Here is a 12391-nt window from a genome sequence, read left to right on the forward strand (position 1 = left end):
AATCGAAAGGGGCAAAAGGGAATCGGGAGGGGGGAAATGAATGATCCGGCATTTCGGGTCACCCCGGGCGAACGGCCCGGCGGCCGGCCCGGCCGGCCCCGGCGCCGCCGCGGGAGCCCCGCCGAGGCTTGACCGTCCCATTGGTTGACGGCGGTTTCCGGACAGGTCTATACCAGTGGAGGCCGTCCGCACGCTCCTCCCGCGGTACGGCCGTCGAGCCCCGCGCGTCACCCCCACATCGACGCGGGCGGGCCTTCCCCTGCCGTTTCCTGGAGAGGTTTCCGATGGAACGTGCTCTTCCCCCACAGCAGTTCGCCCGGCCGACCGGACCGCAGCACCGCAAGCCCCGAGCCCGCCGGGCCGCGGTGGCGGTGGCCGGGGCCCTCGGGCTGGTGGCCGGCGCGGCGGCCGCGCTGGCCGGCGGCGGCGCCGCCGCCGCCGACGTCACGGCCCCGGCCGCGGGCCTGGGCAGCAACTGGTACGCCTCGGCGCCGTACCTGATGCCCGAGGACAACAGCCCGCCGGACGCCGCGGCGGTGATGGACGCGACCGGTCAGAAGGCCTTCCAGCTGGCGTTCATCCTGGACAAGGGCGGCTGTTCCCCGGCCTGGGGCGGCACCTCGTCGATCGACACCGACACCACCATGCCCGCGGTGATCCAGACCATCCGGGCCAAGGGCGGGGACGTCTCGGTCTCGGTCGGCGGCTACGGCGGCAACAAGCTCGGCCAGGGCTGCGGAACGCCGGAGGCCACCGCGGCCGGCTACCAGAAGGTGATCACCAAGTACCAGCTGAAGGCGATCGACTTCGACCTGGAGGAGCCGGAGTACGAGAACACCGCGGCCATCCACAACGAGATCGGGGCGGCCCGGATCCTCCAGCAGAACAACCCCGGGCTCTACGTCTCGATCACCACCGCCGGGACCGGGGCGGGCACCGGGTGGTTCGGGCAGCAGATGCTCAACGAGGCCAAGGCGCAGGGCTTCACCCCGGACAACTACTCGATCATGCCGTTCGACGGCGGGTTCAACGGCGCGGCCGCGCAGACCGACGCCCTGGTCAAGTTCAACGGGATCCTGCGGACCACGTTCGGCTGGACGGAGGCCCAGGCCTACGCGCACGAGGGCGTCTCGCTGATGAACGGGCGCACGGACGCCGCCGAGTACTTCCGGCAGGCGGACTTCCAGACCGTGCTGGACTTCGCCCTCGCCCACAAGCTGGCGCGGTACACCTACTGGTCGGTCAACCGCGACCGCCAGTGCCCGGGCCCGGTCGACCCGGGGCTGTCCGGGTCGTGCTCCAGCGTGGCCCAGAACGACTGGGACTTCACCAAGTTCACGGTCCGGTTCGCGGGCGCGACCCCGCCCACCACGCCGCCCACCACTCCCCCGAGCAGCCAGCCGCCGACCAGCCAGCCCCCGACCAGCCAGCCCCCGGGGGCCTGCACCGACCCGGCGTGGAGCGCCACCACCACCTACACCAACGGCAACAAGGTGTCCTACGGCGGCCACAAGTACCACGCCAAGTGGTGGACGCTGAACGAGAACCCGTCCGCGAGCGGGCAGTGGGGCGTCTGGTCCGACGACGGCCCCTGCTGACCGCGACCGCCCCGCGGTGGGCCCGCCGCCGCGCGTGCGGCGGCGGGCCCACCGTCACTGCTCCTGCCGCCCGATCCGCTCCCGCAGACCGTCCAGGACGGCGGCCGCCTCGTGCAGTCCGAAGCCCCGGCAGCGCTCGGCGGCGGCGGCGAGCCGGGCGCGGGCCGCCGCCGTCCGCCCGAGGTCGGTGCCCTCGATCAGCCCGGCCAGCCGGACGGCCTCGGCGCGCGGCGTCTCGGCCGGCTCGCCGCCCGCCTCGTAGGCGGTGATCGCCAGCTCGGCCTCGGCCAGCGCCGACTCGTACCGCCCGGCCACCGCGTACACCCGGGCCCGCTCGTAGTGGGCGGCGCCGCGCAGGTACCACGGGGCGTGCGGCTCGCCGTCCCGCTCGGCGGCCTCGCGGACGGCGTCCGCCTCGGCCAGCCGCTCCAGCGCCGCGTCCAGCCCGTCCGGGCCCTGCGCGTGCATGGTGAGCCGGGCGAACTCCCGGAGCATGCCCGCGATCTGGTCCGGCCGGGGTGCCCCGGCGTGGGAGGCGAGAGCGCGCTCGCGGGCCGCGTGGGCGGCCTCCCAGCGGCCGGCCTCGGCCAGCGCGAGGACGGCCTCGCCGGCGACCACGGTGTGGGTGTGCTGCTCCTCCCAGCCGGCCACCTCGTCGGCCAGCCGCAGGTACTCCTCCGCCGAGTCGCGGAACTCCTCCAGCGCGAACAGTCCGCGCGCGAGGTCCAGCCGGGCCTGCGCGAGCAGCCGCACGTCCAGATCGGGTGCGGCCGGGTCGAGCAGCACCGACTCCAGGACGGCGACCGCGTCGGCCGCCCGGCCGGCGTCCCGCAGCAGGTCGGCGAGCTGGAGCCGGACCTGGGCGGCCTCCTCGGCGCCCGCCGGGCCCTTCCGGTCGAACCGCGCGGCGGCCTGGGAGAGCGCCCGGACGGCCGCGCCGTTGTCCCCGAGGTGGGCGCAGGCGTGACCGAGCATCAGGTACGTCGCCCCGAACGGGTACGAGTCGTCCGCCCAGCGGGTGGCCTCGGCCAGCGCCCGGTGGAGGACCTGGACGGCCTCGGCCTGCTCGCCGCCCTGCAGCAGCACCTGGCCGAGCAGCCCGAGCACCCGCGGTGTGTGCCAGGGCAGCTCGGCGGCGTCCAACTGCTCCAGGGAGCCGCGCAGTTCGGCCACCGCCTCGGCGGTGCGCCCCTGCCGGGCCGCGATGTCGGCGGCGTACTGGCGGGCGGTGGCCGAGCGGCGGAGCGATCCCCGCTCGGTGCTCTCCCGCCGGTAGGCGGTGACGGCGCTCTCGAAGCGCTCGGCCGTGCCGGCCGGGGGCTCGGGCAGCGCCCGGACGAGGTCGTGGTGGGCCGCGAAGGCGCGGCACTGCAGGACGATCAGGTAGTCGTCCGTCGTGAGAGCCGCCCCGCCACCGGCCGGCCCGGCGGCGAGCAGCGCCTCGGCCCCGGCCAGCGCCGCGTCCAGCGCCGGCCAGTCCGACGTCGCACCCTCGACGTCACCGAGCTCGACCACCAGCGCGCGGGTGCGCACCACCAGGGCCTGCCCGGCCAGCCCCTCCCGCTCGAACAGCTCGCCCGCCTCCAGCAGCGCGACCCGGCCGCCCGACCAGTCGTCCCGGTCGAGCGCCAGATGGGCCCGCTGCTCGGCGAGTTCGGCCCGCAGCCGCCCGGCGCTGCCGGCCCCGGTGCCCTCGGCGTGGACGTAGTCCGCGGCGGTGAAGCGCTCGGCGACGCGCTGCCAGAGGCCGTCCGCGTCCGGGTGGCCCAGCAGGTCCAGCTCGCGGGCCCGGACGACCAGCGCGGCGAAGTCCGCCGGCTCCGGCTCGGCCGCGCGCAGCGGCACCGGCGGGGTGGCCGACCCGGCCGCCAGCTCCGGGGCGGCCGCGGCCCGCACCCCGAGCGCGAGCGGCTCGGCGAGCAGCGGCCGGCGCTCCAGCCGGACCCGGCGGCGTGCGCTCACCGCGTCGGTGCCGTTGCGGGCGTCGAAGCGGGCGGCCAGTGCGTCCGCCTCGGTGCGCAGGTGGGCGAGGAGGGAGTCCACCGTCCAGGTCGTGCCGGGCGGGCCGCTGACGGCGAGCCCGCCGTGGCCGCCCCGGGCCAGCGCGGCGATCAGCACCTCGACGCCGGTGAGGAAGTCGAGCCGGCCGACCGGGTCGCCGGTGACGGCGAACAGGTCGCGGTTCTCGGCGAGGATCTCCAGGCCGCGCGGCTCGTTCCCGGAGAGCGCGCAGAACTCCACGTGCAGGCCGACGGCCCGGGCCATCCCGGACTTGCCGCGGGCGAAGCGGTAGCCGACCAGGTGGCTGGAGCGCGCCTCGTCCGGCCTGCCCTCGCGCAACAGCGGCAGCAGGGCGTGGGCGTGGCTGAGGTAGGGCTCCTCGGCGCAGGTGCTCTCGCCCGCGAAGACCGGCCGCCAGGCCTCCAGCGCGCGCCGGTCGTCCCCGGCCCGCACGTGGTGGCCCGCCTGGGCGCGTATCTCGCAGGCCCGGCAGTCGCTCAGCTCGCTGCGCGGGCGGGCCGCCCACAGCTCGAAGGCGTTCTCGGTGTCGACCCCGGTGTGCGCGGCCAGGTGGTACCGCTGCGCGTAGTACGGCTGCAGGCCGTGGCCGGCGGCGCGGTAGCGGTCGTGCATCTCGGTGTGCCAGCGGCGCACGGCGTCCAGCGGGACGTCGGGCGTGCCGAGCAGTGCGGTGGCCACCCACTTGAACCGCCAGAACACCTGCTGGGCGGCCCACTCGCCGAAGCCGTCCCGGTCGGTGTCCCAGAGCCTCAGCACCCGGGCGAAGACCACCGGGGCCTTGCTCCGCTCACCGTCGTACTCGTAGGCCTCCATCAGCTCCAGCAGGGCCATCGCACGGACCCCGGTGTCGTCGAACTGCTCGGCGGCGTCGACGAGTTCCTCGGCGGTCACGGTCCGCTGCCGGCCGTACGGGCGGGCGTCGTTCTCGCGCAGCGCGGCCATCACCGCGTCGACACTGTCCAGCACGTCCACGGTCAGGACTCCTTCTGCGGGTCGGCCGCGTCACGGCCGGCGGACGGCCGCCCGGCCGACTCGTGGCCGAGCATGGCGTGGTCGAGCAGGCTGATGAACGACCGGTTGAGCAGGGCGCTCTCGCTGGACTTCAGCGGGCGGCGGGTGAGCAGGACGGCCTGGCCGTACAGCGCCTCGACGGCGGTGACGGCCAGTTCGCGGTCACCGATCGAGGCGGCCCGGCGGACCAGCGGGTTGAGGTGGTTGAGCACCAGCTGGGCGCGGGGCACCTCGGCGCGCAGCGAGCCGAGGATGTCGGCCCACAGGCCGTCGGCCTCGTCGGCCAGCTGGGCTCGGGTGCGCTCGTGCCGGGCCTCCCGGTTGTCCAGCAGCAGCGCGGGCGCGCTGGTGGGGTGGAAGCTGCGCAGGGCGACGTCGCAGTCGAACCGGCCGACCACCTCGCGCGCGACGGTGAGGAACGCCGACGCGGCCAGCTCGGCCGCCGGGTCGACGGTGTCCAGGTGGGCGGTGACAGTGCCCGGGTCGAGGTCGGCCACCGACGTGCCGGGGCGGATCTCCGGCAGCCGGTGGACGAGGTCCCGGTCGTAGGTGTAGCCGCCGTTGACGACGCCGAGGCCGGCAGCGGCCGCGATCGGGGCGACCTGGCGGAACTCCTCGACCGTGCGCGTCACCAGGACGACCGGGTGGGCGCGGGCGAACTCGTCCAGGGTGACATTGCCGTCGGTGGTCTCGAACGGCAGCCAGGGCAGCAGCATCCGCAGCAACTCGTCGTCGTAGCGGGCGAGTTCCTTGACGGCGAGGTGGTGCACCGAGATGAAGCGGTGCAGCAGGGCCGGGTCGCTGGCGGAGAGCCCGGTGAGCCAGTCGCGGATCCGCGCGCCGAGCGCGTCCCGGACGGCGGCGAGCGTCTCGTCCGCGTACAGGCCCTCGCGGGAGGCGGTGGGGCGCAGGCTGTCGGTGTCGACCACGCAGCGGACGAAGAACGCCCAGTCCGGCAGGAGTTCGTCGGCCTGCTCGGAGAGCAGCATGCCCTTGAGGTGGACCCGGTGACCGGAGCGGCGGGACGGCGGCACGGCGTCCGGCAGGACGTAGGCGACGCCGCGCAGGCCCACCACCGGCAGGTCCAGCTCGATGGTGTCCAGCGGGGTGAAGTCGAAGGTGGTGCGGCAGTACGCGGCCAGCGCCTCGCGGCGGGCCAGCGGGGAGCCGTGCCGCTCGGCCCACGGCGGCGTGCGGTTGACCCGGGTGGCGGTGCCCCGGCCGTCGACCACCGTCACCTCGTGGCGCAGCAGGCTGCCGAAGTCGCGGGCGAGCGAGAGGACGCGGTCGGCGCGGGTCCACTCGGCGGCGTCGGCGCGCGGCGCCAGCCGGACGGTGGTGCCGGGCTCGGGCTTGGCCTCCGCCGGCAGGGTGCGGATGGTGTAGCGGCCGTCGGAGCCGCCGCGCCACTCGATGACCGGCGCGTCCGGGGTGGCGGCGGAGCGGGTGACGACGGTGATCTCGTCGGCCACCACGAAGCAGGCCAGCAGCCCGATGCCGAACTGGCCGATGAAGTCCCCGCGGGCGCGGGCCAGGCCGGCGCCGTCGATCCGGCCGTCGGCGTCGCGCTTGGAGCTGCGGCCGATGGTGGCGAGGAAGGTGTGGACGTCGGCCTCGGTGAGGCCGATGCCGGTGTCGGTGACGGTGAGGTCCTCGTCGGCGTGCACGGTGATCCGGGCCGGCGCGGACGGGTCGAGCGCCTGCCGGGCGGAGATCGCGTCCACCGCGTTCTGGAGCAGCTCGCGCAGGTAGACCCGGGGGCTGGAGTAGAGGTGGTGGGAGAGCAGGTCCACCAGGCCGCGCAGGTCCACCTGGAAGGTGTGCGCACTCGTCGGGTTCTCGGAAGGGGACACCGCAGGCTCTTTCGATCGCGTCGGGTGTGGCGGGAGTTCTGGTGCGCCGGCCGGGGCCGGCGGGGCTGTCTGCGCCGGCGGGCCGGGCCTAGCGGGCGCAGCGGTCGCGGTGGACGCGGAAGATCTCGACCGGGTCCCCGGCCAGGTAGTTCCACGGCGACTCGGTGACGGCGCCGTCGAGGGCCTCGAACAGGAGGTGGGCCGTCCGCGGCTGGTCGGCCAGCGAGAAGGCCATCGCGAAGGTGTTGAAGGCGCCCTGCCAGCCGCGCGGCCGTGCGTAGTCGGCGTGCAGGACGGACCGCCGCAGCGCCTCCTGCAGCTCGGCCAGCACGGCGGGGCTGGTGAGGTAGGCGTGGTCCTCGCCGTCCGGGAGGTCCAGCCAGTGCTCCAGGTGCGCGAGGGCGACCAGCTCGCCCAGCGGGCTGCCCTCGGGGGCGGCCAGCATCGCGGCGCGGGCGAAGGCGTGCATCTCCTCGTGCGAGCCGCCCCACTTGGCGCAGAGCTGCTGGAGGCGCTGCCGGTGCGAGCCGGGGTGGCCGGGGTCGCGGCGCAGCGCGGCCTCGAAGCGGTGCCGGGCGATGTCCGGGCCGAGCGAGGCGCCACGGCCGCTGATCTGCAGGAAGTACCAGGGGGCGAGCCACTGCGGCTCGCGCTCGGCCACCGCGAACAGCTGCTCCTCGGCGGTGTCCAGCCGCTGGTGGAAGAGCTGCCACTGCTCCTCGGTGACGTCCTTGGCCCGCCGGCCGGTGCGCGCCTCCCAGGCCCAGGAGACGTGCCGGGCGCCGGAGAGCAGCAGCGCCAGTGCGTCCTCGGGCCGGTCGGCGGCGGCCTCGGCCGCCCATTCCTCCACCCCGGCGACATCGGCGAGCGCCACCAGCAGCCGGGTGAGGTCGGCCCCGTCCGGGACGGCGGCCAGCGCCGGGCGCAGCGCCACCCAGTCCCCCGCGGCCGCCCGGGCGAGCAGCAGTCGCAGCTCCTCGTCGCCGCCGGCCGGGTCGAGCACCGGCGGCACGCCCGCGCGCACCGCGGGGCGCCGGCCGAAGCCGAACCCCCGGCGGCCGTCGGCGCCGCCCGCGGCACCCTCGCCGGAACGGCGTCGGAAGAACGACATGGTGTGGCCCCCTAGGAACAGCGTCGGCATCTTTCGTACGGCCGTTCACCGGCCGCCCCAGACGCAGTACATATCACGCGCGGCTGACATCCCGTCTGCCAGCCCGGCCTCGAACCCCAGGTCATAGCGGGTGGGCATACCCCGATGCGGTATCGAGACGGAGCACGGCGGGCGCGCGGGCCGGGCGCAGTGCGCGGGCCGGACGCGGTGCGCGGGCCGGGCGCGGTGCGACGCCGTTCGACCGAGCGGCGCCCTCACCGCGGTCCCGCACGCCCAGCGCGAGGTGGTCCCCCCGAGCCGGCCGAGCGCGGCGACCTGGATGCCGGCCCGGAACCGGCTGCGGGCGTCCATCCGGACCATCAGATCGGCCGTCATCCGGCGGACGGTGCGCAGCGAGACCCCGAGCCGCTGCCCGGCCCGCTCGTCGGTGAGCCCCTCGGCGAGCAGGCGCAGCAGCTCGCGCTCCTGGGAGCCGAGGCCGTGCGGGTCGCGCCGGCCGCTCCCGCCGAGCGGGTGGGCCTGCTCCCGGATCTGCTCGAAGAGCGCGCGCAGGGCGGCGATCACCCCGGGGCTGGGCAGCAGGCCGGCGCCCTCGCGCGCGTCCTCCGGGATGATCGGGACGATCGGGACGATCGCGGTGGCGTTGTCAGAACGCTTCTGCGGACGAATATGTCGGCCCGGCGCGTGAACGGTGAAGGGGGTCGGCCCGATCGGCCGCGCGACCACCGCGGCGGAACCGGAGCGCGGCGGAGGTGCCCCGCACGACGGTGACATGTTGCTGCCAGTCAGAAGTGTGCCACCGGCACGCCCGGCCAAGGGAACTGTCGAGCCGTCACGCTGTCGTAGGTGTACGTGATACGCGTCCAGCTGGAGGCGCCGGGCGGTCGACCGCCCGCCGGACCGGTGGAGGCGGCCGCCGTGCGGGACGGCCTGGAGCGCGCGCTCCGGGAGCCGGCCCGGCTCGACCACGCCCGGTTCCGGGCGACGGCGGGAGCACCGGACGGCGTGGCCTTCGTGTCGGCCCCCGGCCTGCTGGAGGCCGAAGCCGGGCTGCGCGCCGCCTGCGCGGAACTGGTCCGCCCGCAGGGCCCGTTGGCGGGCTGGCTGGTGCGACACTGCGAGGCCGACCCCTGGCTGGCACTCGGCCTGCACGAGCAGCCGACGTACCGCTGAGCCCGCCCGCCGACCGGCGTCACCGCCGCCGGGCTGCCCACCGTCCTCGGCGCGGCGCCGCAGGTCGACGACGCCCCGGCGCCCGCCGACCCGCTGCTCCTGGCGGTGCCCCTGCTCGCCGACTTCCTGCTCTTCGCACTGCTCGCGGCCGCCCTGTCCGGTCTCACCCCGAGCGCCGAGGCCGCCCCGATGGTCGCCACGCCCGTGCTGCTGCTCTCGATGTTCGCCGGTGGCGTGGCCACCCCGCTGAACTCCCTGCCCGACTGGTTGCGGGGCCCGCGCACGCCCTCCCGCTCACCCCGGTGGTCGAGACCCTCCGCACCGCCTGGTTCGGCCGCGCGTTCGGCGGCGAGGGCTGGTCCGGGCCGCCGCTGCCCCCGCTCGGCCTGCTGGACACCTGGCCGCACGCCGCGCCCGCCCTGCTGGTGTCGGCCGCCGGGACGGCCGCCGCCGTGATGCTCACCCGCCGCCTCTTCCGCCGGGAGCCCCGCCACGCCTGAGAGCGGCCTCCCGCGGTGCACCGAAGCCCCGGACCGGGCGGTCCGGGGCTCGGGGGCGGCCGGTGTGACGGCCGGTCGCACGCGGACCGGTCACCCCGCGGCGCGGGTCACGGGCCGCTCGGGTCACGGGCCGCTCGGGCCACCCGCCGCCCGGGTCACGCGACCGTCGGCGTGCGGAGCGAGGCGAGCGTCTCCGAGTACAGCATCTCCTTGATCTGCCCCCGGACCGGCCGGGTCTTGCCGGCCAGCGCCCGGGCCCGCTCGACGGCGAGCCCGAGCAGCCCGTCCAGGTCCGCGATCTCGTCGACGATCCAGGCATCGAGCGCCTCGCCGCCGCCGTAGCGACGGCCCGTGGTCATCGCCTCGTGCGCGACCTGCGGCGCCAGCCGGGCCCGGATCAGATCCGACATGCCGCGCTGGAAGGGCAGGTCGAGATCCACCTCGGGCAGGCAGAAGTACCCGCGGTCGGCCCGCATCACCCGGACGTCGTGGGCCAGCGCCCACATCGCCCCGGCCGCGAAGGTGTGCCCGTTGAGCGCGGCGACGGTGACCACCGGCGAGGCCAGCGTCCGGGCGAGCAGCGCGTGCACCCGGTCCAGGTAGCCGGCGTACTGGTCGCCGTGGTCCAGCAGCCAGGCGAGGTCCAGGCCGTTCGACCAGAACTTGCCGCTGCCCACCGTGACCAGCGCGCGGGGCCCCTGCGCGCCCTCCACCTCGTCGAGCGCCGCCTCCAGCACGGCGAGCCGGTCCGGATGGAACAGGTTCTCGTCGTCGGGGTCGAGCTGCAGGACGAAGACCTCGCCGTCCCGCTCCAGCTTCGGCATGCGTCGCTCCTTCGCGTAGTGGCGGCCCCGACCGCGGGCGCGGGCGGGGCTCCGATGACCGCGGCCGGCCGGACGCCGACCCAGGTGGCCCGAGGGCCCGGCCGCCCGGTCAGCTCCCGGGCGGCCCGGCCAGCGTCAGCCCTTCGAGCCGCCCCTGCTCGTACGCGGCCACGATCGCGCGCCGCTGCAGCTTGCCGCTGCTGGTGCGCGGCAGCTGCCCGGGCTTCAGGTAGTGCACGTCCTCCGCGCGCACGGTGACGCCGATCGCCCGCACCAGGTGCTCGACGATCCGCGCCCGGCTGCCCGGGACGTCCTCGCGGGCCTCGCGGTCCACCTCGGTCAGCACCACGATGTCCGTCCCGATCTGCGCGACCGCGGTGCGGCCCTCGCGAACGAACGGGAGCTGCTCGACCGCCTGCTCGAAGTCGGCGGCGAACAGGCTGCGGCCGCCGACCTTGATCCGGTCGCTGATCCGGCCGGTGATGAAGAGCTCACCGGCGTCCAGGAAGCCGATGTCCCCGGTGGCGTAGTAGCCGTCCGGCCCCCCGATCGGGCCCGGCCGGTCGAAGTAGGCCCCGGCGAGGCTGCCGCCGGCCAGCTCGATCTCGCCCAGCTCGTTCTCCCCGCAGACCCGCCCGTCCTCGCCGCGCAGCCGGACGGTGAACTCCGCCATCGGCGGACCGACCGAGATCGCCGGGACGCCGGACGGCGAGGTCGCCACCCGGATCTCGCTGCCCACCGGGCGGCTGGCCACCAGCAGGACGGCCTCGGCCATGCCGTAGCAGGGCATGAAGACCTCGCGCCGCAGGCCCGCGGGCGCCATCAGGTCGAGGAACGCCTCCAGGTTGGGCAGGTTGATCGGCTCGCTGCCGAGGTAGATCGACCGCATCCCGGCGAGGTCGAGCTCGGCGATCTCCTCGGGGTCGAGGTCCTGCATCAGCTTGAGCGAGTAGTCGACGGCGAAGTTCGGGATGACCGTGCCGATGGCCCGCTCCCGGCCCATGTGCTCCCACCAGCCGCGCGCGTCGAACAGGAAGGTCACCGGCTCGGCGAGCAGCAGGTCGCAGCCGACCGCGAAGCAGGACAGCATGCCGCCGACCAGCCCCATGTCGTGGTAGAGCGGCAGCCAGCTGCTGACCCGCTCCTCGGGCCGGCGGCCGTCGGTGCGGGTGATCATGGTCAGGTTTTCCCGGAGCCGGCCGTGCGTCACCGGGACGCCCTTGGGGAAGGACGTCGACCCGGAGGAGAACTGCACGAAGGCCAGTTCCTCGTCCCCGGGCGTGCGCAGCCGGGCGCCGGCCCGGCGCAGGCCCGCCGGGGGCAGCGCGAGCACCTCGACCGGCAGGTCGACGGCGGCCAGCGTGGGGACGTCGAGGATCCGGGCGGCGTCGAAGTCCGCCGCGACCCGGGCCAGGAACTCCTGGTAGCCGTCCTTCGGCGTGTTCAGCACGAACGGCTTGACCGAGAGCGGCACCGCGCCGATCTCCATCAGCGCCAGGAACGCGAAGACCACCGGGACGGACGTCTCGAACGGGAAGACCACCCGGGTGCCCGGTCCGATCCCCTGGTCGCGGAAGAAGTCCGCGCAGGCGGCGATCTGCTCGGGGAAGTCCCGGTAGGAGGTGAACTCCGCCGGGTCGCCGTACTTCTCGTACAGGTGGAGCCCCCGCTCGGGCGGGCACTCCTGGTTGCGCTGGATGTGTTCGAGCACCGGACCCCTCCTACTCGTTCATTGTCTGATACCCGCACTGCACCTGCCGGCCAACGGTCCTGACGGACCGTCAGGCAGGCGTGGAGGCGGCCAGGAAGTCCTGGAGGGAGACCAGGCAGCGCTGCCGCGCGTCCAGGAAGGCCACCGTCACCAGGGCGTCCACCGCCGGCCGGTCCACCTCCGGCAGGTGGATGCGCTGGCGGAACCTGGCCCGGAAGGTGATGCCCTCCTCGTCCCACTCCTCCTCCGAGGGGGACGCGAGTTCGGTCCGCACCTCGACGAGGCCGCGCGGGAGCTCCGCCAGGTAGTCGATCTCGGTGCGGGCGACCACCGCGATCAGCCGGTCGCCGTGGACGAGCCCCTGGCGGCCGAGCCAGTCCCACCGCCCGGCCTCCAGGTACTCCAGTGCGACCGCGTTGTTGACGTGCCCCAGCGCGTCGAGGTCGTTGGGGCGCACCGGGAGCATGAGGCGTGATTCGCCGAAGAACACGTCGGACCGTCCGTTGTGATCGTGCCGAAAGGACCGGCCGGGGGCCGGGAAGCGTACGGGTGGGCCTGGGCTGGGCCGCCGTACCGGCGCCCCGGGGG

At 75.4% G+C, this 12391-nt stretch carries 10 protein-coding genes and 1 pseudogene; 4 read left to right on the plus strand and 7 right to left on the minus strand.

Features of this window, described 5'->3' with window-relative positions; genetic code table 11:
- Positions 1-392 precede the first annotated feature (392 nt).
- Positions 393-1598: a carbohydrate-binding protein gene (locus ACWDRR_RS28680; protein ID WP_449775192.1), complete on the plus strand. Its 1206-nt coding sequence runs from the start codon at positions 393-395 to the stop codon at positions 1596-1598.
- A gap of 54 nt (positions 1599-1652) precedes the next feature.
- Here ACWDRR_RS28680 and ACWDRR_RS28685 read toward each other — a convergent pair whose 3' ends face one another.
- The 4 genes from ACWDRR_RS28685 to ACWDRR_RS28700 all read right to left on the minus strand — a co-directional run bounded on the left by ACWDRR_RS28685 (position 1653) and on the right by ACWDRR_RS28700 (position 8321).
- Entirely contained in the window at positions 1653-4592 is a 2940-nt protein-coding gene (locus tag ACWDRR_RS28685; protein WP_449775147.1) for a hypothetical protein, read from the minus strand.
- A 2-nt stretch (positions 4593-4594) separates the two neighbouring features.
- Positions 4595-6484 (minus strand): HSP90 family protein, encoded by a 1890-nt coding sequence (locus tag ACWDRR_RS28690; protein WP_449775148.1) that lies wholly within the window; start codon positions 6482-6484, stop codon positions 4595-4597.
- A gap of 88 nt (positions 6485-6572) precedes the next feature.
- Complete coding sequence (locus tag ACWDRR_RS28695) at positions 6573-7595, minus strand: hypothetical protein (protein WP_449775149.1); 1023 nt, start codon at positions 7593-7595, stop codon at positions 6573-6575.
- Between the two features lie 45 nt (positions 7596-7640).
- Complete coding sequence (locus ACWDRR_RS28700) at positions 7641-8321, minus strand: helix-turn-helix transcriptional regulator (protein ID WP_449775150.1); 681 nt, start codon at positions 8319-8321, stop codon at positions 7641-7643.
- 120 nt (positions 8322-8441) lie between these two features.
- Here ACWDRR_RS28700 and ACWDRR_RS28705 point away from each other — a divergent pair, with 120 nt between their 5' ends.
- From ACWDRR_RS28705 to ACWDRR_RS28715, 3 genes and pseudogenes are all read left to right on the plus strand, one after another.
- Positions 8442-8768, plus strand: coding sequence for a hypothetical protein (locus ACWDRR_RS28705; protein WP_449775151.1), 327 nt, complete (start codon positions 8442-8444; stop codon positions 8766-8768).
- Between the two features lie 105 nt (positions 8769-8873).
- A pseudogene (locus ACWDRR_RS28710) lies at positions 8874-9029 on the plus strand (hypothetical protein); the annotation flags it as partial.
- A 41-nt stretch (positions 9030-9070) separates the two neighbouring features.
- Positions 9071-9268 (plus strand): hypothetical protein, encoded by a 198-nt coding sequence (locus ACWDRR_RS28715; protein WP_449775196.1) that lies wholly within the window; start codon positions 9071-9073, stop codon positions 9266-9268.
- Positions 9269-9423: 155 nt separating this feature from the next.
- Here ACWDRR_RS28715 and ACWDRR_RS28720 read toward each other — a convergent pair whose 3' ends face one another.
- From ACWDRR_RS28720 to ACWDRR_RS28730, 3 genes are all read right to left on the minus strand, one after another.
- Entirely contained in the window at positions 9424-10092 is a 669-nt protein-coding gene (locus ACWDRR_RS28720; RefSeq protein ID WP_449775152.1) for an enoyl-CoA hydratase-related protein, read from the minus strand.
- A 109-nt stretch (positions 10093-10201) separates the two neighbouring features.
- Complete coding sequence (locus ACWDRR_RS28725; RefSeq protein ID WP_449775153.1) at positions 10202-11803, minus strand: AMP-binding protein; 1602 nt, start codon at positions 11801-11803, stop codon at positions 10202-10204.
- Between the two features lie 70 nt (positions 11804-11873).
- The gene (locus ACWDRR_RS28730; protein ID WP_449775154.1) at positions 11874-12269 is read right to left on the minus strand and encodes an acyl-CoA thioesterase; all 396 of its coding nucleotides are present in this window, start codon (positions 12267-12269) and stop codon (positions 11874-11876) included.
- Positions 12270-12391: the final 122 nt, after the last annotated feature.

The organism is Kitasatospora sp. NPDC003701 (assembly GCF_053587085.1).